Source organism: Qaidamihabitans albus (assembly GCF_016464705.1).
Taxonomy (GTDB): Bacteria; Actinomycetota; Actinomycetes; order Mycobacteriales; family Pseudonocardiaceae; genus Qaidamihabitans; species Qaidamihabitans albus.
This window is the reverse complement of record NZ_JAEHOB010000014.1, coordinates 172,204-198,201: the sequence shown is the minus strand read 5'-3', so window position 1 is coordinate 198,201 and position 25,998 is coordinate 172,204. Positions and strand designations below refer to the sequence as shown.

Genomic DNA, 25,998 nt, shown 5'->3' with positions numbered 1-25,998 from the left:
CCAGAGACTTCCACTGTCACCGATGTCCCCGAACTTCACAGGCTGGAGCAACGGCGGGCGCAGGAACGTGAACTACTCGGGCAGCTTCAATCCGTCCGGCAACGGATACCTGTGTCTCTACGGGTGGACGTCGAACCCGCTCGTGGAGTACTACGTAGTGGACAACTGGGGAACCTACCGGCCCACGGGCGACTACAAGGGCACGGTCACCAGTGACGGCGGAACGTACGACATCTACCAGACGATGCGATACGACTCGCCCTCCGTCGAAGGCACCCGGACTTTCCCTCAGTTCTGGAGCGTCCGGCAGTCGAAGAGGACGGGCGGAACCATCACCACCGGCAACCACTTCGACGCATGGGCACGGCACGGAATGAACCTCGGTAATTTCAGTTACTACATGATTCTCGCGACAGAGGGGTACCAGAGCAGCGGGAACTCGAATATCTCGGTGAGGGGATGAACATTCCCGAGAAGACCGTCTCCGGTTGATCTCTGGATTACCGGCTGACCTTGCCTGTGGCGCGGCGTCCACGAGTCGCCGCGCCACAGTACCCAGAGTCTTCGAACTCGGCCCAAGACCGGAGGACGTGGACCATGCGCGGAAGACCGTTTCCAGGCATCGCCGCCGTCGCCGCACTCGTCATGGCCCTCGTGCTGACGGCGCATGTCGTCGCGACATCCGCGCGTGACGTCACCGCACCCGCCGCCGGCGGCGACGTGGCCTCGGTGACGGAACGCGGGCACTGGGTCAACACGTGGGTGTCGATGCCGCAGTTGACCGAACCGCACAACATGCCGCCCCCACCGTTCACACAGGACAACCTGGTGATGGCCGACAGCACGTTGCGGCAGACCGTGCGGGTATCGGTTGGCGGGCAACGGATGCGGCTGCGGTTCTCGAACGCGTTCGGCGGGGCGGCGCTGCCGATCACCGCGGTATCGGTGGCGCTGCCGGCGCGCGGTGAGGCCGGTGCGCGGGCCATCCAGCCGGGCACCTCGCGTGCGGTGACCTTCAACGGCCGTTCGTCCGTGGTCGTTCCGACCGGTGCGCAGATGGTGTCCGACCCGCTGGACTACCCCGTGGCACCACGAACGAACCTCGCGGTCACGGTGTACCTGGCGGAAGGGCAGGCGTCCAATGACATCACGTCACATCCGGGCTCCAGGACTACTTCCCACCTGCTCAGCGGTAGCCACGTCGAGGACGTGGACCTGCCCGGGGCGACGCCCACCGACCACTGGTACCTCCTGAGCGGTATCGAGGTGCGAGCCAAACGCACCGTGGCAGGCGCGGTGGTGCTGGGAGACTCGCTGACCGACGGCCGCGGCTCCACCACCAACATGAACGATCGCTGGCCGGACCAGTTGCTCGACCGGCTCCAGTCCCACCACCGCACGGCCGGCATCGCCGTGCTGAACCAGGCGGCCGGGGGCAACCGGGTGCTCAACGACGGTCTCGGCCCCAATGCCCTCGCCAGGCTGGACCGCGATGTTCTCGCGCAGAGCGGGGTCGAATGGTTGATCGTGTTCGAGGGCGTCAACGACATCGGCACGGCGGACGCCACGGAAGCCGCCCAGAAGAACGTCGCCGACGATCTGATCGCGGCGTATGAGCAGATCATCGTCCGTGCGCACGCGCAGGGGATCCGCGCCTACGGCGCGACACTGCTGCCGTTCGGCGGCAACGAAACCTACGACGACCCGGACGGGCGCCGGGAAGCCGCCCGCCAGGCGGTGAACCGGTGGATCCGGACGAGTGGCCGCTTCGACGCGGTCATCGACTTCGATGCTGTGGTCCGTGACCCCGCGAACTCCGAGCGGCTGCTCCCCGCCGCCGACGTGGGGGACCACCTGCATCTGAACCCGGCGGGCTACCAGATGCTCGCCGACGCCGTCCCCGCCCGCCTCTTCCGGTAGGCCACNCGCCGACGTGGGGGACCACCTGCATCTGAACCCGGCGGGCTACCAGATGCTCGCCGACGCCGTCCCCGCCCGCCTCTTCCGGTAGGCCACCACCCCTCGTGAGTGCGCACGCGAGTTAGAACACTGTTACGCACTCACGACCGGTGACCTGCGGAACAGTCTCATCGGAGTTTGGCGAGAAGATCAGCGAGCACAGCGGCCTTGGAACGGCGGCCAACCTGCGCCTCCATTTCGCCGCCCGGGTCGGCGTGACGCCTACCGACTACCGGCGCGCGTTCGAAACGCCCTGAGCAGCCTCCCTGGATCGTCTTCGACGAGTCTCGCTGACGAGAGTGAGGATTTCTCGTTCCGCGGCCGCATGTTCAGGCCCAGTGGACGAACAAAACGGGAACGGAAGCTACTCACTCCGTCCCACTCTCAACATATAGCGCACCGGGGGACTTGCGGCAAGACCCGGGTCGTGCCGCAAGATTGCCGACCGAGGTCGGAACCTCCGGAAACGGGAGTCGCGAGGTGCGTGTGTTGTTGCCGACGTATGGGTCGTGCGGGGACGTCGAACCGCTGGTGGGACTCACCGTGCGGTTACGTGCACTCCGGCCGGTTCGACGCGGCCGCAGTGTTTCCGCAGGTCACCGGTCGTGAGTGGGGAACCGCGTTCTAACTCGGCTGAACACTCACGAGAGGTGACCAGGCACAACGGCGCGCCTGCATGGGATCAACGACAGGCTCACTGTGAGGGGTATGTGTCAACTCAGGGGTACGAAGAGGAATTGCGGTCCGAGCGGAGCTATGTGGCCGGGCTCTACACGCGGCTCGACGCCGAGCGCGCGCGGGTGAAGCGGGAGTACGACGCGGCCTTGCGTGGCCCTGTCGGTCGGGAAAGCGGCGGGACACCGATGGAACGCGATGTCGAGGTACGCACGCTGGCCAAAGAGATGAAGCGGCTGGACGTGGCGGACGACGGGTTGTGCTTCGGCCGGTTGGACACCAATTCGGGTGCGCGTTCCTACATCGGCCGCATCGGCCTTTTCGACGAGGAGAACGAGTACGAGCCGCTCTTGCTCGACTGGCGGGCACCGGCGTCGCGGGCGTTCTACGTCGCCACCGCCGCGAACCCGGAGGGCATGCGTCGGCGCCGCCAGTTCCACACGCGCGGGCGTCAGGTGCTCGATTTCACCGACGAGGTGCTCGGCCGCCCCGATGGTGACGAGCGAGGGGACCCGGCCCTGCTCGCGGCGGTCAACGCTCCGCGTGGCGACGGGATGCGCGACATCGTGGCGACGATCCAGGCCGAGCAGGACGAGATCATCCGGCTCGATCATCCGGGGGTGCTGGTGATCGAGGGCGGTCCGGGTACCGGGAAGACCGTGGTGGCGCTGCATCGCGTCGCCTACCTGCTCTACACCCAGCGGGAACGGATGGAACGCCATGGTGTGCTCGTGGTCGGGCCGAACCCGGCGTTCCTGAGCTACATCGGCCGCGTTCTGCCGTCGCTGGGCGAGACCGACGTGGTGTTCATGACCACCGGCGACCTCGTACCCGGTCTGCGCGTCACCGCAGAGGACAGCCCGGAAGTCGCGCGGCTGAAGGGCTCGCTCGAGGTCCTGGACGTGCTCGCGGCGGCGATCGCCGATCGGCAGCGGCTGCCGGAGCAGCCGCTGCCGATCGAACTGGGAGGTGTCACGCTGCGGATCGACGCCGAGACCGCGGAGTGGGCCATCCAGGAGGCGCGGGCGAGCGGGCTGCCGCACAACGAGGCCCGCGCGGTGTTCGGTGAGATCGTCACCTATGTGCTCACCGAACGGGCGATCGCCCGGATCGGCCGGGGCTGGCTGACCCGGGCGGATCGCGAAGAGTGGGAGCAACTGCGGGCGGACCTGCTCTCCGAGCTCGTGGGCGACGACACGTTCAGCGCCGCGCTCGGCGAACTCTGGCCGATACTGACCCCGGAAACACTGCTGGCATCGCTGTACGAGTCTCCCGAACGGCTGCGGGCGGCAGGCGCCGACCAGGCGCTGTGGCGCGCCGAGGGGGACGCCTGGACGGTGTCGGACGTGCCGCTGCTCGACGAGCTGGTCGACCTGCTGGGTCGCGACAAGGCGGCTGACAACTCCGCCGAGCAGGCCGCCGAGCGGGAACGGAAGGCCGAGGCCGAGTACGCCGCCGGGGTGATGGACCTCATGAAGCTGGACCGCGAGGAACTGGACGAGGACGTCCAACTGGTCGCCGAGAACCTGCTCTACGCCGAGGACCTGGCCGATCGCTTCGTCGAGCGCGACACGCGTGACCTCGTCGAACGCGCCGCCGCGGACCGGGACTGGACCTACCGGCACGTCGTGGTCGACGAGGCGCAAGAGCTGTCCGAAATGGACTGGAGGGTGCTGATGCGGCGCTGCCCTTCCCGATCCTTGACGGTGGTCGGCGATCTCGCCCAACGCCGTTCGATGGCCGGAGCGGCATCCTGGGAGGAGATGCTGGAGCCGTACGTGCCCGGCCGCTGGGTCTACCGCTCGCTGTCGGTGAACTACCGCACCCCTGCGGAGATAATGGCCGTCGCCGCCGCGCTGCTCGACGAGTTCGCGCCAGGAGTCCGGCCACCCGAGTCGGTCCGCGCGTGCGGCGTCCGGCCGTGGTCCAAGCGGGTCACCGAGGACGAGCTGCCCGCCGCCATCGATGAGTTCGTGCGGGACGAAGCCGCACGCGAGGGCACCAGCATCGTGATCGGGCCGCCGGATGTGCCGGGCGCTGTGCCGCCCTCGGAGACGAAGGGCTTGGAGTTCGACGCCGTCCTCGTCGTGGAACCGATGAGGATCCTCGCCGACGGCCCACGCGGTGCGGCCGAGCTCTACGTCGCCCTCACCCGCGCCACCCAGCGCCTCGGCGTCCTGCACCAGGGCCCGTTGCCGCAGGCCCTGACCGGACTCGCCGAAACCGGAATCCCCGCCAGGGCCGGAAGTCGGCGGCCGGCGTAGCACCCACCGCCGCCACCTCGACCGCGGTCCGAAGAGGCTCGAAGAGATGCCGCACTGTCCATAACGGACCTGCTGCCGTCAGCGAGCGGCGCTGTGCGGATCGTCAGCCATGCCGCGGTCGACGTGGTCGGCGTGGAAAAGGGCCTGGCTGAGCAGGCGGCGCACGTGCTCGTCGGCGGCGGAGTAGTAGACGAAGGTGCCCTCGCGTCTGCCCTTTACCAGACCGGCGAGCCGGAGCTTGGCCAGGTGCTGGCTGACGGCGGTCGGGGCGGCACCGGCGAGCTCTGCCAGGCACGCGACCGAGGACTCACCCTGTAGCAACGCCCACAGGACCTTGATCCGGGTCGGGTCGGCAAGCAGCCGGAACGACTCGGCCGCCAGATGCACCTGCTCCTCCGTGGGCATGTCGAAGTCCGGCAACGATGTGTGCATGGCCCCAGCATAACCTGCCTGGCCAGCTACTTGCGTATCTGCGTGAGTGCGCATATACGATGCCTGAGTGACTGTCGCGGCGCGAACCCCCGAGCACAACGTCGGCACCGGCATCGGCACCCGCCGGCGGAAGGCCGGCCGGCGCGGGATGTGGGCGTTGCGGGAGGTGCGGTGGGCGAGCGTGGCGACGGCCCTGTTCGGGCTCGGCCTGCTGGCCCAGCTCGCCGACGGCCCGATCTGGCTGTGGTGGGCGCTGTACCTGGCCTGCTACGGCGCGGGCGGGTGGGAGCCGGGCCTTGCGGGGCTGCGGGCGCTGCGCGAACGCAGGCTCGACGTCGATCTGCTGATGGTCCTGGCGGCCATCGGCGCGGCCGCGATCGGGCAGGTCTTCGACGGAGGTCTGCTCATCGTCATCTTCGCCATCTCCGGGGCCCTGGAGGCGATCGCGAGCAAACGCACCGAGGACTCGGTCCGCGGCCTGCTGGACCTGGCTCCCAGCCGGGCCACCCGGCTCACCGGCACGGGGGAGGAGGTCGTGGACACCGCGGCGTTGCGGGTCGGCGACGTGATCCTGGTACGTCCGGGCGAGCGGGTCGGCGGCGACGGCGAGGTGGTGGCCGGTGGGAGCGAGGTCGATCAGGCCACCATCACCGGTGAGTCGCTGCCGGTCGACAAGGCACCCGGGGACGAGGTGTTCGCGGGCACCCTCAACGGCACCGGTGTGCTGCGGGTGCGGGTGACCAGCCCGGCCGGTGACACGGTGATCGCCCGGATCGTCACGATGGTCGCCGAGGCCAGTGCCACCAAGGCACGGACCCAGCTGTTCGTCGAGAAGATCGAGCAGCGCTACTCGGTCGGCATGGTGGCCGCCACGGTAGGGCTCTTCGTGATCCCGCTGCTGCTCGGTGCCGCGGTCGAGCCCACCCTGTTGCGTGCCATGACATTCATGATCGTCGCCTCGCCGTGCGCGGTGGTGCTGGCGACCATGCCGCCGATGCTGTCCGCGATCGCCAACGCGGGGCGGCACGGCGTACTGGTGAAGTCCGCCGTGGTTCTCGAACGGTTCGGTACCGCCACCCGGGTGGCTTTCGACAAGACGGGCACCCTCACGGAAGGCACGCCGCGGCTGACCGAGATCCGTTCCCTGCCCGGGGCCGGGATGAAGGACGCCGAGCTGCTCGCGCTGGCCGCCGCCGCGGAGAACCCCTCGGAGCATCCACTCGCGCGTGCCGTCGTGGCCGCGGCGGATGACGCCGGGATACCGCTGCGCCCTGCCGAGGCGTTCACATCCGCGCCCGGGCGAGGCGTCACCGCTCGGGTCGGCGAACGCCACGTCGAGATCGGCAGCCCGGCCCAGCTGCTGGACGATCGGGACGAGACGGCGCTCGGCACGGTCGCCGAGCTGGCACGGGCCGGGCGCACGGCCGTCATCGTGAAGATCGACGGTGCCCCGGCCGGGGTGCTGGGGCTGGCCGACCGGCTACGTCCCGGCGCCGCCGACGCCGTCGCCCGGCTCACCGCCCTGACCGGCGCCCGGCCACTACTGCTCACCGGCGACAGTCCTCGCGCCGCCGCCCGGCTCGCCGCGGAGGCCGGCATCACCGACGTCCGCGCGGGCCTGCTGCCCCGGGACAAGGTCACCGCCGTGCGCGAACTCGAGGCCAAGGGCGCCAAGGTGCTGCTGGTCGGCGACGGCGTCAACGACGCTCCCGCGCTGGCCGCCGCCCACACCGGAATCGCGATGGGTCGCGCGGGATCGGATCTGGCGCTGGACACCGCGGGCGCGGTCATCACCCGCGACGACCTCGCCACCGTGCCCGCCGTCCTCGCGCTGGCTCGCCGAGCTCGCCGTCTCGTCGCCGCCAACCTCGTCATCGCGGGGACCTTCATCGGCGTCCTGGTGGCCTGGGACCTGTTCGCGACGTTGCCCCTGCCGCTCGGGGTGGCCGGACACGAAGGCTCCACCGTCATCGTCGGCCTCAACGGACTGCGCCTGCTGCGCCGCGCCGCCTGGGAGCGCGCCGGCCGCGGCTGAAGCCCGGCGGCCCACCCGATCGAACCGGCGCGTGGCCTCTCTTGTGGTTACTCAGGCACCGTAGGAGAGTGTCTGAAGACGTGGAGGAACGCACTAATGGCGACCAAGCGGTTGAGAGCCTCGTCCGAGGAAGCGGACCTGACGCGCGCGGACTCCCTGGCGCGGGAGATCTTCTCGGACGTCGCCAACAAGTGGGCGCTGCTGATCATCGAGTTCCTCGGCGAAGGCACCCTGCGCTTCAGCGAGCTGCGGAACGAGGTCGAGGGCATCAGCCACAAGATGCTCACCCAGAACCTGCGCATGCTTGAGCGCAACGGCCTGGTCGAGCGGAACGTGCACCCCACCGTGCCGCCGCGGGTGGAGTACACCCTCACCGAGTCGGGCCGGGCCCTACGAGGGACGATCGATGGAATGTGCGCCTGGACCCGCCAGTATCTCGGTCACATCGAAGCCTCCCGCCGCCGCTTCGACACCTGACGGGCTTCCCGAACTATCCGAGCGAACGGCATCTGCTCAGTCGAGGACCGCGGTCGCGTCGACCTCGACCAGATGGTCGGGCGCGGCCAGTGCCGCAACGCCCAGCAGCGTGCCCGGTGGGACCGGCGCACTCCCGAGCTTCGCGGCCGCCCGAGCGACGCCCTCCAGGAACAGGGGCATCTTGTCGAGGGTCCAGTCGACGACGTAGACGGTCAGTTTCGCCACGTCGTCGAACGAGCCGCCGACGTCGGCGAGGGCGGTGCCGACATTGAGGTAGCACTGCTCGACCTGAGCGGCGAGGTCACCTTCGCCTACCGTGACCCCCCTGGCGTCCCAGGCGACCTGCCCGGCGATGTGGACCAGCTTCGACCCGGTCGCGATCGACACCTGCCGGTAGGCGTCGATCTCCGGCAGTCCGGTGGGGTTCGTCAGGGTGATGGCCATGTCGCCTGCCTCTCTTCTGGTTACTCAGGAACCATAGGAGAGTGAACGACGACATGGAAGAACGCACTTTTTCGTGACTGGGGAACCTGATGGTGACCATGCAGTTCGCAGGCTCGCCCAGGGCCGGCTTCAGATGCGGTCGACCACCACACGCATGCACTCGGTGCGGCCGCAGCAGGGGACGCCGCACTGCTGCTTGCCCGTCGGGCGCAGGCATCCGACGCAGAGGCCGTCCACCACCTTCTTCGTGGTCCGCACGACCTTGCACTTGCGGTTGGCGACCCGCTCCGCGGACCTGTCGAGCACGCGACCGGCCTCTGCCCAGAAACCCATCTCTCTACTCCTCTCCCGCGCTATAGGGACACAGCGTGAGCGGAGTATCACTCACCGCGCTCGGCGTCTCAAGGAAGTCCACCTGACGGACTGACGCGCTCCCTTCGACGCCAGGACGGCGACGCGGCGAGCGGGATGAGCGGAGCGGCTCTGATGCTGCGCTACACGAAATGACAGCCGTGCACGAGAATCGTCGCCGACGGGGCCCGGTTCGGCCTTGTGCGGGTTTGGCCGACGTTACCGAAGGAGCTCATCGTGGAGCAGAACGCGCTTGTCGAGGTCGGCCTGCCGGTCGCCCTGTTCCTCATCATGATCGGCATAGGGCTGACGCTCACGTCGAGGGACTTCGCCCGGGAGGCCAGGGACCCGCGCGGCATCATCGTCGGGACGCTCGGCCAGATCGTGCTGATGCCCGCGCTGGCGTTCCTGATCGCGTACCTGCTGTCGCTGCCGGCCGCGGTCGCCGTGGGCCTCGTCATCATCGCCGCTTGTCCTGGCGGCACGACGTCGAACCTCATCGCGTATCTCGCGCGGGGCAACGTCGCGCTGTCCATCGTGCTGACCGTGCTGGCCAGCCTGATCACGATCGTGACCCTGCCGATCGCTGCCAACCTCGCACTGCGCTGGCAACCCGCCGCGTCGGGCGTCGCGATCGAGGTGCCTGTCCTGCGGACCATCGCCCTACTGGTCGTCATCGTGCTGGTTCCGGTGGCGATCGGTATGGTGCTCCGCGCCAGGTGGCCCGAGCGTGCCGCCGCGCTCGAACGGGCGGTGTCGCTGTTCGGCGGGGTGGTGCTGGCCGTCCTCATCGTGGCGATCGCGATCTCGCTGGGTGCCGACATCTGGACCTATCTCCGGCAGGCGGGGGTCGCCGCCGTGCTGCTCAACCTCGGTGGACTCGCCGTCGGCTACGGGATCATGCGACTCGCCCGCCTTTCGTTCGAGAGCCGTCTCGCGGGTGCGATCGAGTTGGGGATCAAGAACGCCACCCTCGGCATTCTCATCGCCGTCAACGTGATCGGATCCGAGGCCCTGGCGGTGCCGTCGGCCGTCTACGGCGTGCTGATGTACGCCTCCGCTGTCGGCGTCGTGGCCTACGGGCGCCGAAGGGCCCGTAGGGCGCCCACCGCAGGCGAGGTGGTTCCCGAGACCCCGTAGGCGGCGCGGGCGATCCTGACCGCCTCGCCCGCGGTCGCCGTCCGCGACCGGGTGGCCCGTTGCCGTTCGGCCACGGCCACGCTTGCCGAGAGCTCAGCACCGCCTGCCGGCACGTCAACGGCCGAGCTGCGTCAGTCCAGGCAGAACTCGTTGCCCTCGGGGTCGGTCATGGCGATGAAGCCTGCGCTCATCGGGGGAGCGGGCTCGTCGCGACGTACCCGCGTCGCTCCCAGTGCGACGAGCCGGTCGCACTCGGCTTCCAGCGCCGCCATCCGTTTCTCTCCCTGTAGCCCGGGAGCCGCGCGGACGTCGAGGTGGAGGCGGTTCTTGGCGACTTTGTCCTCCGGGACCTGCTGGAAGAACAGCCGTGGGCCGTGCCCGTCCGGATCCTCGACGGCCGACTTCGTGTTGCGCTGCTCCTGCGGTACGCCGAGCCGGGCGAGGAAGTCGTCCCACGCGGCCAGCGGGTCGGCGCCCTCGGGCAGGTCGGCTCCGGGCGGGCCGGGGTGGACGTAGCCCAGTACGTCGCGCCAGAAGGAGGACAGCGCCCTCGGGTCGTGGGCGTCGAAGGTGACCTGGATGTGGCGGCTCATCGGTTCGCTCCTCGTCGTGGCCTCGTGTGCAGGTAGAGGTCGCGCAGCAGGCAGACCTCGGACAGGTGGTGGATCAGCTCGCGGTGGATGTGCAGCACCAGATCGGCCATGGGCGCCTCGCGGAAGGGCTCCTTCGCGCCGACCGGTACCCGGAGCCCGGCCTCGCCGAGGTCGCGCACCCCGGCCAGTCAGGCGTCGAGCTGCGCCTCCAGCTGGTCGAGCGCGCCGGCCGCGCTGCCGGCATATTCCCAGGTCTCGTACGAAGCCTCAGGCGCACCGAAGTGTGCCGCGTTGCGTGCGGCGAGCACGCCGACGATGACGTGACCGAGTCGCCAGGCGATCGTGGTGAAGGCCGCGGGGACCGGCTCGGGGAAGGCGTAGTCGATGGTGAAGCTCCCGGCGCCGACCTGCACGGGTGCCGTCGAGCTGCCACGCGGCCGTACGCTCCAGGCGTCCGGCACCGGCGACCAGAAGTACTCGTCGTCGGTGAGGCCGTCGAGCCGGGCTCGGAGCTGCTGGTTCCAGTGGAACTCCCACTGCTCGCGCAGTGTCCGGTTCCAGTCGAGTTCTGCGTCCATGTCATGCACCCTGACACTCTCGGCGGACAGGATCGGTCCGCTATCTGTCTTCTAACAGGTGAGTCGACATGGACGTGGCAAGCGGTGAAGAGCGGGGGACGACGGAGCGGGTGCTCACCCTGCTCGGGTTGCTGCAACAGCGCCGGGTCTGGACCGGTCCCGAGCTCGCCGAACGGTTGGCGGTCACGCCGCGCACGGTACGGCGCGACGTCGAGCGGCTGCGTACGCTCGGCTATCCGGTGCATGCTGGCCAGGGTGTCGGCGGTGGCTACCGGCTCGGTCCGGGGCAGGACCTGCCGCCGCTGCTTCTCGACGACGAGGAGGCGATCGCCACCGCGGTCTCGCTGCTCGCCGGTGCGGGTGGCGCGGTCGCCGGCGCAGGCGATGCCGCACTCCGGGCGCTGACCAAGCTCGACGGGGTGCTGCCCACCCGGCTGCGGCACGAGGTGCGCGCGCTCTCCGGCTCCGTGGAGTCCTTCGGCGGCGGACGCACGCCGGTCGGTCCCGAGGTGCTCCTGACACTGGCCAGAGCCTGCCGCGACGAGGTTGAGGCAGGCTTCGACTACCCTCGCCCGGACCTCCTCCGGGAGGTGTCCCCAGGCAGCGAGGTGCGACGGCGGCGGGTCGAGCCCTACCGCCTGGTCGCCTCCGACCGGCGCTGGTACCTCCTCGCCTACGACCTTGATCGCGACGACTGGCGCAGCTTCCGCGTCGACCGGATGACCGATGTGTCCGCACGGAACTGGCGCTTCCGCCCGCGGCCGGCGCCCGACGCGGCGACCTACGTGCAGGAGGGTGTGGCGAGCCGCGTCTACCCGCACCAGGCGCGCTTCCTCGTGCACGCTCCGGCCGGCACGGTGCGCGCGCAGATTCCGGCGTCGGCGGCCGTCGTACGACAGCGAGGGAGCAACGTCTGCGAGGTACTCAGTGGCGCCGGGAGCCTCGACTTCGTCCTCATGCACGTCCTCCTGCTCGGACACGACTTCGAGGTGGTCGACCCTCCGGAACTCGGGAAGCGCTGTCGTGTGCTGGCGGAGAGATTGCTGTCAGCCGGTTCGGCGATCTCACCGGTGCCGGACACAGAGGAGTCATGAGGCAATGTGCAACTAATAGTTGCATACCGGCAGAAGGTCGGCTAGCGTGAGACGCAACCGATTGTTGCGCATGGAGGAATCGTGAAGAGCGTCGAGTACGGCAGTATCGAACGAGAGATCCACGTCGACGCCTCACCCGAGGTCGAAGCGACTCCCGGCGCGGTCGGGGAGCTTGTCTGGGGCGACAGGGCAAAGGTCGTCCGATCGCCGTGGTGAGCGCCGAGCCGCCTCGGTTGTTCTCGTTCCGCTGGTGCTATCCCGATGGCAAGGACAACGCCGACGCCGCCGACGCCGCCGACGGCTCGCTGCTGGTCACCTTCGCTCAGCCCGTCGGAGACGGGCACCAGGGTTCGGCTCACCGGGACCGGGTTCCGGGAGATGGCCTGGGAGGCCGCGAAGCCGGCGGAGCGCTACCGCGAGCACAGCGTCGGCTGGGACACCTTTGTTCCCCGGCTCGGGGAGCACCTCGCGCGGCTGGTGCCGACCCCACGACCGCCGCCGTCGACGACGACCTGTGGTCCGCGGTCGGGGATCCGACCCGTCGGCGAATGCTTCGACCTGCTTCTGGCGGACGGCGACGGCACGGCCACCAGCCTCAGTGAGCAGCCCGTGACACGGCAGGCCATCGCGAAACATCCCGGCGTGCTCGACCGCATCGGCCTGGTGCACGCCACGCCTGCAGGGCGAGAGAGGAGGTACCGGTTGGACGAGGCGCAACTTGCTCGCGCGGTCGAGCAGTTGTCCTCGGTGGGGGCGGCGTGGGATGCCAGGTTCCGGCGTATCAAGCGGATCGCCGAGGCGATTCAGCGCACGAAAGACCAGCGCGGCACGCTGCAGTGAATTCATGAAGGTCGAACCAACACTGGAAAGAAGAATCGAAAATGGTGGACATCCTGCACAGGGTCGGAATCAAATCGCCGGTGGCCGAGGTCTACGCGGCCTTGACCACGGTCGAGGGACTTGCCGGCTGGTACACGACCGACACCCGAGGTGAAGCCGGCGACCTCGGCGGCGTGCTCGAGTTCCGGTTCCGGGCCGGTGGATTCGACATGAAGATCCTCCAGCTCGACCCAGGCAAGCGCGTGCTGTGGGAGGTGGTCGACGGACCCGAGGAATGGATCGGCACGCATGTGGACTGGGAACTCAATCAGGTCGACGACTACACCATCGTTCTCTTCAGTCACCAGGGCTGGAAGGAGCCGGTGGAGTTCATGCACCACTGCAGTACCAAGTGGGCGGTCTTTCTGATGAGCCTGAAGTCGCTGGTCGAAGCCGGGAAGGGCGCTCCGGAGCCGCACGACGTCAAGATCGACAACTGGAACTGACGCTCCACCTGCCACCTCCACCGGCGTCACCACCGGTGGAGGTGGCGTCGTGCCGGGGCCGGAAACCGGCACGAGAACCGGGCGAACTTCGCGACGAACGGACGATTGCGGCCGCCATGGGGCCGGAGTTCAATGAGTCGTTCGTCGAGCGAAAGGTCACGCGATGAGGCGAAGATTCGTTGTTGCGCTGCTCGCCGCCGCCCTCGTGGTCGGCTCCGCCACGGCAACCTCCGCGGCGCCCGCGCCCCCCGCCGCGCCGGATGGCGATCTCAGGGCGTACGGGGCCGAACTGGCGCCCGGCAAGGCACAGGAGCTGACGGCCGCCGGATATGACGTGCTGGACGTGCCGGGTCCAGGAGTCGAATTGATCCTCACCGACCGGCAGCGTGAGGAGCTGCGGTCGAGAGGAGTAGAGCTGTCGCCGAAAGGTCCGAGCGCGCGTACCCGTTCCGCGCAGGAGGCCGCGGCCGAGGGTGTGTACCGGCCGTACAGCGGTCCCGGTGGGATCGCGGAAGAGATCCGGCGGACCGTGGCCGAGAACCCGCGGCTGGCCAAGCTGGTGCCGATCGGCACGACACGGCAGGGACAGGACATCCTCGCGGTCAAGTTGACGCGCGGTGCCCGGTTCCTCCCGGACGGCGTCCGCCCCGCGTCGCTGTACGCCTCGACGCAGCACGCCAGGGAGTGGATCACCGTCGAGACCAACCGGCGGCTGATGCACCACATGATCGACAACTACGGCTCCGATCGCGAGATCACGCGGTTGCTCAACCGCAACGAGTACTGGTTCGTCCTGGTCGCCAATCCCGACGGTTACGACCACACGTTCACCGAGGGCAACCGGCTCTGGCGCAAGAACCTCCGGGACAACGACGGCGACGGTGAGATCACCGTCAGCGACGGCGTCGACCTGAACCGGAACTTCGGTTACAAGTGGGGCTACGACAACGAGGGCTCCTCGCCCAACCCGACCAGCCAGGTCTACCGCGGCCCGGCGCCGGCCTCGGAACCCGAGACGCGGGCGCTCGACGGTCTCTTCCGCAGGGTGGACTTCAGCTTCCTCGTCAACTACCACTCGGCCGCGGAGCTGCTGCTCTACGGCGTGGGCTGGCAGGTGAACACGGACTCGCCCGACGACCTGCTCGCCAGGACGCTGGCGGGCACGGACGCGGAGCCGGGCGTCGTGGGATTCGATCCGGACGTCTCGGCCGAGCTCTACACGACGAACGGCGAGACCACCAATCATGCGCAGGCGCGCTACGGCGTCATCAGCTTCACCCCGGAGCAGACCACCTGTCAGGTGGTGAGCCGGAGCGATCCCGACGATGAGTGGCGCCCGGAGGACTGCCAGAGCGGATTCAACTTCCCGGATGACGAGGAGCTGATCCAGGAGGAGTTCGAACGCAACCTGCCGTTCGCGCTCGACATCGCCCGCTCGACTGCCGACCCGGCCAACCCGGAGTCTCACCTGGGCAACACCGCGCCGCAGATCGTCGCGGAGCCGTTCACGACGTCCTTCGGCGAGACGCAGACCGTGTCCGCGATCGCCAAGCGCGGTCCGGGGCCGGTCCTGGTCCGGTACCGCATCAACGGGGGGAGGCAGCGCATCGCCCTCGCGCGTGAGTGGGACGGCGGCGAGCGCTACGGCGACGGCTTCGACGTCCACTACCGGGAGGTGCGCGCCGATCTCCGGGGCGCGAGCTCCGGTGACCAGGTCGAGGTGGTCTTCCAGTCCCGCGGACACCGCACCGAGCCGTTCACCTACACCGTCGAGCAGGCGGCGGACAAGCGGGTGCTGGTCATCTCCAACGAGGACTACGAGGGCTTCGACCCGCCGGTGCCGAACCCGGCGCCACCGGCGTCTGGGCCACGACATCTGGACGCGTACACCGCGGCGCTCGAAGCCAACGGGATCTCCTACGACGTCTGGGACATGACCCGGCGCGGTGCACCGCATCCCCTCGGCGTGCTGGACCACTACGAGGCTGTCGTCTGGTACACCGGCGACAACGTGATCACCCAGAAGCAGCCGGGCCTCCCGGGCTACCAGGTCGCGAAGGTGCAGCACGACACCACGCTGGCGGTCCGCGACTTCCTCAACGAAGGTGGCAAGCTACTCCACACGGGGGAGTACGCGGGCTACTTCGGGCAGGGCGGCTCGCTGTACTTCGACAACCCCGAGGAGCCGTGCGCGCCCGAATCCAGCTCGTTCCGCCTGTGCCTGTATTCCAACGACTTCTACCAGTACTACCTCGGCGCGTTCTCCCGGAGCTCCGCCGAGGCGCCGGAGGAGGTCAACGGTACGGCGTCGCCGCTGGAGGGCGACTTCCCGATCGCCGGTGGCGACGGGGCGGACAACCAGGAGCGGCCAGGTGAGTTCCGCGTGACCGGTGACGTGCTGCCGGAGGAGGACTTCCCCCAGTTCGCGAGCAGCGAGATCGCGCGGTACGTGCCCACCGGGCCCGATCCGGAACAACCGTTGAGCGGCGAGTGGTACGCGGGCGCGCTGCACACCGACCAGTCCTACCAGCGCCTGACCAGGACGGTGGATCTGTCCTCGGCCGGCACAGCGTCGCTCGGGCTGAACCTCTCCTACAACCTGGAGTCCGGCTACGACTTCGTCGTCGTCGAGGCTCGAGAAGTGGGAACGGATCAGTGGACCACGCTCGCGGACGCCGAAGGCAGGGCCAGCTCCGAGGTGCCAACTCAATGCGAGCAGGGCTTCCTGCTGGAGCTGCACCCGTGGCTGGAGCGGTACCTGACGATCGACGGCGACGCCTGCCGTCCCACGGGGACCAGCGGCTCGTGGAACGGCTTCACCGGTAGCTCGGAGTGGGGACCGGCCACGTTCGACCTGTCGCGGTACGCGGGAGGCCAGGTCGAGATCGCGGTCAGCTACGTCACCGACCCGGCCACCGGTGAGGTGGGCGCCTTCCTCGACGACACCTCGGTGACCGTCGACGGTCAGGTGGTCGACGAGAGCGGGTTCGAGGACGGTCTCGCGCCGTGGAGCATCGCGGCACCACCCGAGGGCAGTCCCGACACGGGGGCCGCATGGCAGCGCTCGCAGTCCCTGGTCCAGCCGCGCGCCGCGGCGGTCACGACCGAGGACACCGTGTATCTCGGCTTCGGACTGGAGTCCGTCGCGACGGCCGAACAGCGGGGGAGGGTGCTCGGCGACTCGCTGCGCTACCTGCTCGCACGCGCGGACTAGCGAGTCACGTGGAGGGTGCGGCGGCCCGCCGCACCCTCCCCGGCGGTTCCCCGGCGGTAGCCCGGTCAGGCGGCGCTGCTCAAACACCTCGCCTGCCGGGGGATCTGTGCTGCCCACAGAACCCCCGAGCGGGTGAATTCCACGAGTTGTGTGGTCTGCCACGGTGGGCCGCCCGCCCGACGGCTGGCACTTCGAACAAGCTGCTGGATATATTCACCGCCCGCTGCCGAAGTACGACGGTCAATGACCCGGCGACACGCCGCGCCTCGCCCAGGGAAGGACATCGTGAGTCAGGATCCCGATCCGCACCGAACGCGGGAGGCAACACGACCTCGTCTGATGCGGTCGGAGGGGGCTCGCCGTTCGGAGGTCGCGCCGATCGAGCTCTTCTTCGATCTGGTTTACGTCTTCGCGATCATCCAGGTCTCGCATACGCTGCTCGCGCACCTCACCTGGATGGGTGTGTTCGAGGTCGCGGTCCTGTTCGGGGCCGTGTGGTGGGCCTGGAACTACTCGGCGTGGGCGATGAACTGGCTGGATCCCCGCAGTGGGATCGTCCGGGTCCTCAACGGCCTGCTGATGCTCGCGGCTCTGGGCATGTCGCTCGGGTTGCCGCACGCCTTCGCCGAGGATGGCCTGCTGTTCGCGGCCTGCTACGTGGGAGCCCAGGTCGGACGTGCGGCGTTCATGGCCGTCGCGCTGCGGGGCCACGTGCTCGCGAAGAACTACACGAATCTGCTGGCCTGGAGCGCCTCGGCGGGGGTGCTCTGGATCGTGGGGGCGTTTCTTGAACCCGGTCCGCGGTTGGCCGTCTGGTTGGCCGCCCTGATCGTGGATGTGGCGGCACCGCGGTTCGAGTTCCGCTTTCCCGGCTTGGGGGCGGCGCCGATGCACACCTGGCCCACCGACCCCGAGCACCTCGCGGAACGCAACCGCGGGGTGTTCGTCATCGCGCTCGGCGAGTCGATCCTGATCATGGGGTTCACGCTTTCCGAGCTCGACCCGGTACCGGCGCGGGCGGTCGTCGCGACGCTGCTCGGATTCCTCGGCCTGTTCGTGCTGTGGTGGGCCTACTTCGCACTGGCCGGCCACGACACGCAGGCGAGCAGGGGAGACGCGAGTACCGGCGTGTTGCGGTCGGCGTTCGCCTACGCCCACGCGCTCATGGTCGCCGGCGCGATCGTCGTCGCGGTCTCGATCGAGCTGCGCATCAGTCACGCCGCGACCGACCCGGCGCTGGTGCTGACCAGCGTGGGAGGGCCGCTGATCTACCTGGTGGGCAACATCCTGTTCCTCCGCTCGCGGACCGGGTCGGTCGCCCGTGCCCGTTACCTGGCGGCGGCGGCGCTGGTTGTCGTCGGCGTCGTCGGCCTGGCCTTGGGCCACGCCTTGCCGTCGGTCGTCATCGGGTTGGCGACCGCCACGGTGATGGGCACGTTGGCTGTCGTCACCCAGGTCACCGCAAGGAGGACTCCTGCGGTGGCTGGCGGATGACCCGACGTCACCTCTCGTGAGTGTTTGGCCGAGTTAGAACTCGCGTGCGCACTCACGACCGCTGACCTGCGGAAATAGCTATCGGCCCGTACAGAGTTGGGTCAGCAGTGTGTCCAGGATCCACTGTTCCCATCGGCCGTATGGCCACCGGCGCTCGCGGACGAAAAGCAGATAGAGCTCGGGGCTGAGCAGGCCGTACAGTAGGTCCGCCGCATACTCGACGGAGACGTCCTGCCGTGCTCCCGGTTTGGCCATCAGGGACCTAGCCGATGTGGACTGAACCGTGTAGCGCAGGTCCTCTTCGTCGGGCCAGAGCGCGGCGACATCGGGGTCAGCGGCGGTCGCCGCCTGGATTATCGCCGAGATCGGCGCGAAACGTTCCAGCACGGTGCAGGTACCTGCAATATGCGCACGCAGGTGTTCCTCGGCGGTCTCGGCGGCCAGGGCATCGCGGAACCACGGCCGGTCCATTGTGGCCACAGGCTCATCATCGCCCGCAATCGTGACGTCGACGAGCTCCTTGAGCAGGGAGCGCTTGTTGCCGAACGTGAAGTAGATGGTCTGCACGGCAACGCCGGCCTGATCAGCGATGTCCTGCAACGTGGTCGCGCCGTACCCGTGCTGCAGGAACAGCGTGTTCGCGGCGTGCAGCATCCGCTGCCTCGTCTTCCGGGCCTGCTCGGCCCGCTTGCCTTCTCGCTTGACCTGCCTCATCGCTGTAGTGTAACACTAGAGAACACAACTAGAGTTGACATCTAGCGAAAATGGAGCTGCCATGACGATCATCCGCATCACCCGCTTCGGTGCCGCTCCCTCCGTCGACACCGACGCGCTCCTGGCCAGGCGCACCGCACTGATCTCAACGATTCGGGCGTCGTACTCCGGACTGCTCGATACCCGACTGACGAGGGCCGAAGACGGAACGTGGGTCGACATCTGGCACTGGGACTCCGCTGACTCGGCGATGACCGTCGCGCAGGCCGGCCTGCCGGAGGCTGCGGCTGCGTTCGCGGTGACGACGAACGCGACGGTCGAACAGGCCGAGATCATCGACGAGGACCGAGGCAAGCCGTGAACGTCCCGGCGATCGAGGTGCAGGGGCTGAGCAAGGCCTACTACGCCTGCCGTGATCAGCGTGAAGCGCGGGCCCTGGTGAAAGCGTCACGCGTCCCGGTCGTCGCCGTCAATGACTTCTCGTCCGCCCTGGCCGTGGCCCACTGCCGCGGCCTCGGCGAGCCGCTTGAGGTGCTGGACGCCGTCGCGCACCATGGCTTCGGCTACACCTGAGGGAATCGGGTCGCTGACCCCCGGTCGGGGTGTCCAGTCCATGACGTAGGTGAGCTCGACGCCGTCCCCGGCACGGACGGCCGTGTTGTGGAAGGTGCCCACGTAAGTGGGGTTGTCGACGTACTCGAAGACGAAGTCGATGCCGCCCGCGACCTCGTGTTCGGTGATGCGTTCCCTGATGGTGAGGTCGCCGGGATACGGCTGATACATTTCGCGCAGGACATGGCTGTCCGCACGTTCGAGTATCCGGCTGAACCGCACGGACGGCACGTACTTCTGTGGGTTCTCCACCTTGTCGCGTAGTAGGTCGACGACCCGGCCGAAAGGGACGTTGACGTTCTCCGTCCATTGTGTACGCGGCATTACGCTCTCCATCTGATACTCGTTGGGGTAGGGCACGGGCAGCGGTCCGGCACGTTGCCGGGTCAGTTCATGAACATGCCGCCGTCCACGTTCAGGGTCTGACCGGAAACGAAGTCGGCATCGGGTGACGCCAGGAAGAACACGGGCCCGACCAGATCCTCCGGATGCTGGTCCCGCTTGAGAGCACGTCCATTCCGTTGTGACTCGATGAGTTCGGCGGGGAAGTTGTCGATGATAGGGCCGGTGAGGGTGAGCCCGGGCGTGACGAGGTTGACGGTGATGCCGTCGTCGCCGACCTCGCGAGCGAGGCTGCGGGTGAAGCCGACGAGGGCGGCCTTCGCGGAGACGTAGTGCACCTGGCCGGGCACTCCCGGATACATCGACGCGGAGCCGAAGTTCACGATCCGACCCCACCCGCGGCCCCGCATCAGGGGTAGCAGGGCGTGTGTGACGAGGAAGTATCCGGTCAGGTTGATGTCGATCACCTGGCGCCAGCGGTCCGGCGTGGTGTTCTCGAAGGTGTCGATCGGAAAGAATCCGGCGCCGTTGACGAGTACGTCCAGCCCGCCCCTGTCCTCGATCACCTCAGCCAGGCGGGCGACATCGGCCTCGTCGGTGATGTCGGCCGGGACGGTCACCAGCCGGTCCCGCCGCCCGATATCGGCGGCCAGTCTGTCGAGTGCATCCGGTGCGAGGTCGGTGGCGATCACGGTGTCGCCGCCCGCGAGGAATCGTCTGGCGAGTTCGGTCCCGACGCCACCACTGGCCCCGGTGATGACCACGATGCGGTTCGTTTCGTGCGGTGTGGACATTGCTGCTCCTTCTCAGGATCGGGTCACGCTGCCGGCCAGCGTGGGGTAGTCGATGTAGCCGCGCTCGTCGCCGCCGTAGGCCTTGGACATGTCGGGATCGGCCAGTTCGGCCCCCGCCGCCAGCCGTTCGGGCAGGTCAGGATTGGAGATGAAGAGCTGGCCGAACGAGACCAGGTCGGTCGTGCCCTCGTCGATGAGAGCGAGCTGCTCCCGCCCCGTCCTCGCTCCGGGCGTGGCAGGGTTGAGGATCAGCACACCGTTCCATGTCTGGCGCAGCTCAAGGGTGAACTCGGGCGCCCGTGACTCCAGTACGTGCAGGTACGCCGGCCCGATGCTGTTCAACCCGGCGACCAGGTGGTGGTAGGTCTCCGCGAGATCGCCCTCTTCGATGTCGTTGAGCGGGTTGGCGGGGGAGATGCGGATGGCGGTGCGATGGTTGCCGATCGCTTCGGCGACGGCCGCCGTGACCTCGAGAGCGAAGCGAGCCCTGTTGCGAGCTGAGGATCCCCAGCCGTCCTTCCGCCGGTTCGCGTTCGCGGAGAGAAACTGGTGGATGAGGTAGCCGTTCGCCCCGTGGAGCTCGACCCCGTCGAAGCCGGCGGCGACGGCGTTCTCGGCCGCGTCGGCGAAATCGCGGATGGTCTGGTTGATCTCCTCCGCGCTGAGCTCTCGCGGAATGACGAAGTCCTGCAGACCGTCCTGCGTGAAGATCTGGCCTTCCGCCTTCACCGGGGACGGGCCGACGGGGCGCTGGGGAGCTCGGTAGTTGGCGGGATGGCCGATGCGGCCGGTGTGCATCAGCTGGGCGTAGATCACTCCGCCCTCGCGGTGAACCGCGTCGGTCACCTTGCGCCAGCCGGCGATCTGGGCGTCGGTGTGCAGGCCGGGCGTGTTCGGGTAGCCCTGGCCGACGACGTTGGGCTGGATGCCCTCGGTGATGATGAGCCCTGCGCCGGCGCGCTGCGCGTAGTACGTGGCCATCATGTCGGTCGGGGCGAAGTCCGGGCCGTACGCCCTGCTGCGGGTCATCGGGGACATGACGATCCGGTTCTTCAGCTCCTGTCGGCCGACGCGGCCGGGCTTGAAGGCTGCTCGCACTGCTCCTCCTCGATTAGTTGCTCGAACAAGTACCTTCACTATGCGCCTGCGTTACCGGTCCATCAAGCCCTTTTGCGAAAAAACTTGCTCGGTCAACTGTGGGCTATGTCCTAGACTGGGCCGGGTGAGTACGACGAACAACGCCGGTGCCGGCGCGGCGGCCGCGGGGCCGGGTCGCCGGGTCGCCAGCGCGGGGCCGGTGAGTCATGCGATCTTCCGGGTGGCGCGCATCCACAAGCTGCTCGCGGGGCAGCTGCTGCGCGAGGTGGGCCTGTATCCGGGGCAGGAGCTGCTGATGATGCGGCTCTGGGATGAGGGCCCGCAGCGGCAGGCCGACCTGGCCGCTGTTCTCGATGCCGACGCGCCTACCGTCACCCGCTCAGTGCGGCGCCTCGAACGTGCCGGGTTCGTGCGCCGTTCGCCCAGCCCGACGGACGGGCGAGTGACGATCATCGAGGCGACCCCCGCGAGCATGGGGCTACGGCAGGCCGTCGAGCGAATCTGGGCGGACCTGGAGCGGATGACGGTCGCCGACATGAGTGAGAGCCGGCAGGGGGATGTGCTGCAGGCACTCGGTGAGCTCGAGCGCAACCTGGCTACTTCAGAGGAGAGTCGCAGAGGGGATCGCTGACCCGGGAATAACGCCCGCTCGCTTGATTGTTCGGGCAAGTACCTGACTTGCTACCGAGAGGGGGTCGTGAGTGCGTAACAGTGTTCTAACTCGCGTGCGCACTCACGACTGTGAAGTCGGTGTACGGGAACGCCGACAGCGTGTTGAGGCCATCACCGAAGGGCACCCCCACTGGTCGGGGTCCGGTACGGATGGTCGTCGGCGGCGTAGAGCGCGGCGTGGTAGTTGAAGTCCTCCTGGACGTTTACCACGGAGTAGCCGCCGATCCGGGAGCCGATGATCGGGGTGTTCCGCTCCGGATCCGCCGAGGACAGCGGCTCAGGCAGGCCCGCGATGTTGTAGGTGAGCACCGAGAACTCTCCGCCCGCTTCTGCGGCGGCTGCGGCGGGGACGTTCAGGGAAGCGGTAGCCACGACCGCGAGCGAACCAATTACCCGAAACGTTCTCACCTGCTCACCCGGGCAGACGAGGTTCGCCCATGCCGCATCACCATCACCACGACCACGCCGGTGACGTCCCGGGGACCGTGGACGATCGGCGCTACCGAAGCCGCTGGCCCTGCGGGCCGACGACGGCGATGTCGACGCCGCGCGAGCGGAACGGCTCGAGCGCAGCCTCCTGGACGCTCTGATCCGTCACGAGCGTCCAGTGTCGGGGCATGGGTGCCCACGCGTGGAAGGGTGCCCGCCCGATCTTGGCTGCGTGCACGAGGAGGTAGATGTGCTTGCCCCGACGGGTCATGAGCTCCTTGAGCCGGGTCTGGCGGATGTCGGCCTCGCAGATGCCGCGATCCGCGGTGACGCTGTCGGCTCCGAGGAACACCCGATCGAAGGTGCGGCGCTCCAGTGCGGCCTCGGTGATCGGGCCGAGGAAGGCCTGGCTCAGCTGCCGCAAGGTGCCACCGAGACACTCGACGTCGACGCCGTCCGCGGACGAGAGCTCGTTGAGGACGGTCATTCCCGGCGTGACCACGGTCAGGCGGTCGCGGTCCCGAAGTTCGTGGGCAGCGGCCGCGGTGGTGGTGCCGGCATCGAGGAGGATCGTCTCACCGGGCTGGACCTGCGAGGCGGCCCATTTCCCGATGGCGCGCTTGGCTTCATGGGCCTCGCCGAGCCGCTGCCGTAGGTCGGCCTCGGGGTGGGCGAGAATCGCTCGCGCTCCGCCGTAGGTCCGGGCGAGCTGCCCAGACTGCTCGAGCTGCGCCAGGTCGCGGCGGATGGTCGAGGCGGTGACACCGAACCGTTGGGAGAGCTCGTCCACGCTCGCCAGGCCGCTGGTCGACGCCAGCTCCACGATGGCCTGACGTCGTACGTGGTTGTCACGACGCACCGGGGACCTCCTCGGAACCGGGTCGGTGCGCACCCGAGGCGGGCGCCAGCTCGGCTGCCTGCCGCAGGGCCTCGATCATGCTACCGGCCTCGGCCTTGCCCGTTCCGGCGATGTCGAAGGCGGTTCCGTGGTCGACCGAGGTACGGATGACGGGCAGTCCCACGGTGATGTTGACCCCCGCGTCGATGCCGAGAACCTTGACGGGGCCGTGGCCCTGGTCGTGGTACATCGCCACGATCAGGTCGTAGTCTCCGCGGCCTGCCAGGAAGAACGCCGTGTCGGCCGGCAGTGGCCCACGTGCGTCGATGTCATCGGCGCGGAGCCGCTGCAGGGCGGGGACGATCTTCTCCTCTTCCTCGCCGTACCCGAAAAGGCCGTTCTCGCCCGCGTGCGGGTTGATGCCGAGGACGCCGATGACGGGATCGGACACCCCCGCGGCCACGACAGCGGCGTGGCCGCGCCGAACGGTGCGTTCGACGAGGCCGGGCTCGATCCTGCGCACAGCGTCGATGAGCCCGATGTGGGTTGTCACGTGGATGACCTTGAGCCGGGACGACGACAGCATCATCGACACCTCGTCCGTGCCGGTGAGGTGCGCGAGCAGTTCGGTGTGGCCGGGAAAGGCGTGCCCGCCGGCGTGCAATGCTTCCTTGTTGAGCGGTGCGGTGCAGATCGCGTCGACGTCACCGCGCACCGCGAGCTCGCAGGCCACGCGGACATAGTGGTAGGCGGCGTCGCCCGCGATCGCCGACACTGCGCCCCACGGCAGGTCGTGGGGCAGTAGCGCCAGATCGATGACATCGACGGTCCCTGGTGTGAAGCGCGCCTCGTCGACCGCCGTGACCGGGTGGATCACCATGTCCAGGTTCAGGATCGAAGCCGCGAGGCGCAGCCGTGCTGCGTCGCCGATGACCACCGGCCGGCACCTTCGTGAGGTCGCGGTGCCGGCGAGGGCGCCGACCACGACCTCGGGTCCGACACCGGCTCCGTCTCCCATGGTGACGGCGACGATGGGCGTGTGCTCCCCGGCCGAACGCGTCGTGGGACTGTCGAGGCTGTTCATGACTGACCTTCCGTCGAGTGGTGCGCAGCTGTCGGGGCTGGAGTCCGTGGTGGCTGGGCGAGCGGAGCGCCGAGATGGTGGGCGAGCCGGGACAGGCTGTCGGGCCCTCCGTGGCTCCCCGGCCGGGTCACGATGTCGCGGTTGTCATCGGTTCTGAGGTGGACGGCGCCGGGGTGGACCTGGCACCGCAGGCGAAGCGTGCTGACCCGCAGCCGGGTCAGCACGGCTCGCGCCGTCGCTCCACCGGTCAGCACCACACGGATGCGTGGGTCCCGCTCGAGCACGGCGGCCGCCGTGCTCGCCAGGCGCTCGAGCACCAGCCCGGACCGGGCCGGAGCCATCGGCCGGGGCGCCACCCGCAGTACGGCGCAACCGCCGCGAAGACCCCGTTCGACCCCGCGGGTGGCGTCCGCGGCGGCTCCATGCTCCGAGGGCTCCAGCGTCTCGACCCGAGCCCCTTCCCGCTCCAGCCGGGCGACCTGTGCGTGCGAGCTGGGTTCTGCGGTGCCCGCGACGACGAGGACGGGGCGGCCTGGCTCGCCGGGGCCGGAACAGCCGCCGGGGAACCGGCCGCCCGTGTCGGTGAGCGCACCGCGGAGTGCGCGCCCCAGGGCGGCGGCGACGCCGCCCGCGCCCACCACGACCGGATGCCGGTGCCGCGTCGCCGCGGCCGCTACGGCGGCCAGGTCCTCGTCGGTCTCGGCATCGCACACGGCCACCATGCCGTCGTCGGCCAGCTGGCCGAGGCGCGTGCCGAGAATGTGCGGGCCCGCGCGCACGAGGTCCAGGTCGAGCAGGGCGGCCGGGCGCGCCGCGGCGGCCGCGATGTCGGTGCGGGTGCCCTCCAGCGAACCGGGCAGCGGCCCGCTTCCCTCGGCGAGGCGGACCCTGCCGCCGACGGTGTGGCGCCCCTGCGCGGGCAGCGCCGGCGCGAGGATGACCGGCCGGTCAGGCGCGGGGGACACGGCCGCCAGGGCGGCGGCGATATTGCCGCGCAGCAACGAGTCCACCTTGAGCAGCAGGACATCGTGGTGGCCGCCGCGGAGCGCGTGCCCGGCCGCCGCCTGGTAGCGCGCGCGGGCGGTGGCCTGCGGGACGTGGCGGACGTCGAGATCGAGGGCATCCCATCGCTGAGGGTCCGACTCGCCGCGTTGCGCGAAACACGCACGGAAGCTGCTCACGCCGAGGTGAACCCACGCCTCCCCCTGCTCGCTCGCCGATGCGGCCAGCGCCTCGCTGGTGCCGCTCAGGTCGTCTCCGAGAACGATCAGAGCGTGTTCGCCTGCGGGTACGAAATCCCGCTGGGTCGACGTGATCTCGGTTCACTCCCTTCGTGCTCT

General features: G+C 68.9%; 26 protein-coding genes and 1 pseudogene. 14 read left to right on the top strand and 13 right to left on the bottom strand.

Features of this window, described 5'->3' with window-relative positions; translation table 11 throughout:
• The 3 genes from JAP66_RS24400 to helR form a co-directional block, all read left to right on the top strand.
• On the top strand, window positions 1–463 hold a 463-nt coding region (locus JAP66_RS24400; RefSeq protein ID WP_199434171.1), incomplete at its 5' end, for a glycoside hydrolase family 11 protein.
• Window positions 464–597: 134 nt separating this feature from the next.
• A complete protein-coding gene (locus JAP66_RS24395) occupies window positions 598–1,920 on the top strand; it encodes an SGNH/GDSL hydrolase family protein (protein WP_235999364.1) in 1,323 nt (440 codons plus the stop codon).
• A gap of 749 nt (window positions 1,921–2,669) precedes the next feature.
• Window positions 2,670–4,898 carry an RNA polymerase recycling motor ATPase HelR gene (gene helR / locus JAP66_RS24390; protein WP_199434170.1) on the top strand — a complete coding sequence of 743 codons (2,229 nt, stop codon included), beginning with the start codon at window positions 2,670–2,672 and terminating at the stop codon, window positions 4,896–4,898.
• A 78-nt stretch (window positions 4,899–4,976) separates the two neighbouring features.
• Here helR and JAP66_RS24385 read toward each other — a convergent pair whose 3' ends face one another.
• A complete protein-coding gene (locus tag JAP66_RS24385) occupies window positions 4,977–5,330 on the bottom strand; it encodes an ArsR/SmtB family transcription factor (protein WP_199434169.1) in 354 nt (117 codons plus the stop codon).
• A 148-nt stretch (window positions 5,331–5,478) separates the two neighbouring features.
• Between JAP66_RS24385 and JAP66_RS24380 the strand changes: the two genes are divergently transcribed.
• Together JAP66_RS24380 and JAP66_RS24375 are read left to right on the top strand one after the other, a co-directional pair.
• Window positions 5,479–7,365, top strand: coding sequence for a heavy metal translocating P-type ATPase (locus JAP66_RS24380; RefSeq protein ID WP_199434182.1), 1,887 nt, complete (start codon window positions 5,479–5,481; stop codon window positions 7,363–7,365).
• Window positions 7,366–7,461: 96 nt separating this feature from the next.
• A complete protein-coding gene (locus JAP66_RS24375) occupies window positions 7,462–7,842 on the top strand; it encodes a winged helix-turn-helix transcriptional regulator (protein ID WP_199434168.1) in 381 nt (126 codons plus the stop codon).
• A 36-nt stretch (window positions 7,843–7,878) separates the two neighbouring features.
• Here JAP66_RS24375 and JAP66_RS24370 read toward each other — a convergent pair whose 3' ends face one another.
• Window positions 7,879–8,286 (bottom strand): RidA family protein, encoded by a 408-nt coding sequence (locus tag JAP66_RS24370; RefSeq protein ID WP_199434167.1) that lies wholly within the window; start codon window positions 8,284–8,286, stop codon window positions 7,879–7,881.
• A 129-nt stretch (window positions 8,287–8,415) separates the two neighbouring features.
• Entirely contained in the window at window positions 8,416–8,619 is a 204-nt protein-coding gene (locus JAP66_RS24365) for a hypothetical protein (protein WP_199434166.1), read from the bottom strand.
• Window positions 8,620–8,874: 255 nt separating this feature from the next.
• On the opposite strand from JAP66_RS24365, the gene JAP66_RS24360 reads away from it, so the two are divergent.
• Window positions 8,875–9,777 carry a bile acid:sodium symporter family protein gene (locus tag JAP66_RS24360; protein WP_199434165.1) on the top strand — a complete coding sequence of 301 codons (903 nt, stop codon included), beginning with the start codon at window positions 8,875–8,877 and terminating at the stop codon, window positions 9,775–9,777.
• Between the two features lie 131 nt (window positions 9,778–9,908).
• On the opposite strand, the gene JAP66_RS24355 is transcribed toward JAP66_RS24360, so the two are convergent.
• On the bottom strand, window positions 9,909–10,370 hold the full coding sequence (locus JAP66_RS24355; protein ID WP_199434164.1) for a VOC family protein: 462 nt from the start codon (window positions 10,368–10,370) through the stop codon (window positions 9,909–9,911).
• Window positions 10,367–10,948: pseudogene (locus tag JAP66_RS24350) on the bottom strand (DinB family protein). Before JAP66_RS24350 ends, JAP66_RS24355 begins: the two are co-directional and overlap by 4 nt.
• 68 nt (window positions 10,949–11,016) lie before the next feature.
• Between JAP66_RS24350 and JAP66_RS24345 the strand changes: the two are divergent.
• The 6 genes from JAP66_RS24345 (at window position 11,017) to JAP66_RS24325 (ending at window position 18,075) form a co-directional block, all read left to right on the top strand.
• Window positions 11,017–12,042, top strand: coding sequence for a helix-turn-helix transcriptional regulator (locus JAP66_RS24345; protein ID WP_199434163.1), 1,026 nt, complete (start codon window positions 11,017–11,019; stop codon window positions 12,040–12,042).
• Window positions 12,043–12,123: 81 nt separating this feature from the next.
• A complete protein-coding gene (locus tag JAP66_RS32770; RefSeq protein WP_268963296.1) occupies window positions 12,124–12,258 on the top strand; it encodes a hypothetical protein in 135 nt (44 codons plus the stop codon).
• Between the two features lie 45 nt (window positions 12,259–12,303).
• Window positions 12,304–12,882 carry a hypothetical protein gene (locus JAP66_RS32395; RefSeq protein ID WP_235999360.1) on the top strand — a complete coding sequence of 193 codons (579 nt, stop codon included), beginning with the start codon at window positions 12,304–12,306 and terminating at the stop codon, window positions 12,880–12,882.
• A gap of 41 nt (window positions 12,883–12,923) precedes the next feature.
• Window positions 12,924–13,367, top strand: coding sequence for an SRPBCC family protein (locus tag JAP66_RS24335; RefSeq protein ID WP_210770584.1), 444 nt, complete (start codon window positions 12,924–12,926; stop codon window positions 13,365–13,367).
• Window positions 13,368–13,530: 163 nt separating this feature from the next.
• Entirely contained in the window at window positions 13,531–16,581 is a 3,051-nt protein-coding gene (locus tag JAP66_RS24330) for a M14 family metallopeptidase (protein WP_199434162.1), read from the top strand.
• Between the two features lie 339 nt (window positions 16,582–16,920).
• Complete coding sequence (locus JAP66_RS24325; protein ID WP_235999358.1) at window positions 16,921–18,075, top strand: low temperature requirement protein A; 1,155 nt, start codon at window positions 16,921–16,923, stop codon at window positions 18,073–18,075.
• A gap of 78 nt (window positions 18,076–18,153) precedes the next feature.
• On the opposite strand, the gene JAP66_RS24320 is transcribed toward JAP66_RS24325, so the two are convergent.
• Window positions 18,154–18,789 (bottom strand): TetR/AcrR family transcriptional regulator, encoded by a 636-nt coding sequence (locus tag JAP66_RS24320; RefSeq protein ID WP_199434160.1) that lies wholly within the window; start codon window positions 18,787–18,789, stop codon window positions 18,154–18,156.
• A 61-nt stretch (window positions 18,790–18,850) separates the two neighbouring features.
• Here JAP66_RS24320 and JAP66_RS24315 point away from each other — a divergent pair, with 61 nt between their 5' ends.
• Window positions 18,851–19,150 carry a hypothetical protein gene (locus tag JAP66_RS24315; protein ID WP_199434159.1) on the top strand — a complete coding sequence of 100 codons (300 nt, stop codon included), beginning with the start codon at window positions 18,851–18,853 and terminating at the stop codon, window positions 19,148–19,150.
• Window positions 19,151–19,236: 86 nt separating this feature from the next.
• Here JAP66_RS24315 and JAP66_RS24310 read toward each other — a convergent pair whose 3' ends face one another.
• The 3 genes from JAP66_RS24310 to JAP66_RS24300 all read right to left on the bottom strand — a co-directional run bounded on the left by JAP66_RS24310 (window position 19,237) and on the right by JAP66_RS24300 (window position 21,635).
• Complete coding sequence (locus JAP66_RS24310; RefSeq protein WP_199434158.1) at window positions 19,237–19,725, bottom strand: SRPBCC family protein; 489 nt, start codon at window positions 19,723–19,725, stop codon at window positions 19,237–19,239.
• A gap of 62 nt (window positions 19,726–19,787) precedes the next feature.
• Window positions 19,788–20,537 carry an SDR family NAD(P)-dependent oxidoreductase gene (locus JAP66_RS24305; RefSeq protein WP_199434157.1) on the bottom strand — a complete coding sequence of 250 codons (750 nt, stop codon included), beginning with the start codon at window positions 20,535–20,537 and terminating at the stop codon, window positions 19,788–19,790.
• A 12-nt stretch (window positions 20,538–20,549) separates the two neighbouring features.
• Window positions 20,550–21,635, bottom strand: coding sequence for an alkene reductase (locus tag JAP66_RS24300; RefSeq protein ID WP_199434156.1), 1,086 nt, complete (start codon window positions 21,633–21,635; stop codon window positions 20,550–20,552).
• Between the two features lie 124 nt (window positions 21,636–21,759).
• Between JAP66_RS24300 and JAP66_RS32765 the strand changes: the two genes are divergently transcribed.
• Window positions 21,760–22,266, top strand: coding sequence for a MarR family winged helix-turn-helix transcriptional regulator (locus JAP66_RS32765; protein ID WP_307849701.1), 507 nt, complete (start codon window positions 21,760–21,762; stop codon window positions 22,264–22,266).
• 152 nt (window positions 22,267–22,418) lie between these two features.
• Here JAP66_RS32765 and JAP66_RS24290 read toward each other — a convergent pair whose 3' ends face one another.
• The 4 genes from JAP66_RS24290 to JAP66_RS24275 all read right to left on the bottom strand — a co-directional run bounded on the left by JAP66_RS24290 (window position 22,419) and on the right by JAP66_RS24275 (window position 25,926).
• A complete protein-coding gene (locus tag JAP66_RS24290) occupies window positions 22,419–22,679 on the bottom strand; it encodes a hypothetical protein (protein ID WP_199434154.1) in 261 nt (86 codons plus the stop codon).
• Window positions 22,680–22,806: 127 nt separating this feature from the next.
• On the bottom strand, window positions 22,807–23,595 hold the full coding sequence (locus tag JAP66_RS24285) for a DeoR/GlpR family DNA-binding transcription regulator (RefSeq protein ID WP_199434153.1): 789 nt from the start codon (window positions 23,593–23,595) through the stop codon (window positions 22,807–22,809).
• A complete protein-coding gene (gene pdxA, locus JAP66_RS24280; protein ID WP_199434152.1) occupies window positions 23,585–24,658 on the bottom strand; it encodes a 4-hydroxythreonine-4-phosphate dehydrogenase PdxA in 1,074 nt (357 codons plus the stop codon). The genes JAP66_RS24285 and pdxA overlap by 11 nt, the downstream gene beginning before the upstream one ends.
• Window positions 24,655–25,926, bottom strand: coding sequence for a four-carbon acid sugar kinase family protein (locus JAP66_RS24275; protein ID WP_307849704.1), 1,272 nt, complete (start codon window positions 25,924–25,926; stop codon window positions 24,655–24,657). Before JAP66_RS24275 ends, pdxA begins: the two co-directional genes overlap by 4 nt.
• Between the last annotated feature and the right edge of the window lie 72 nt (window positions 25,927–25,998).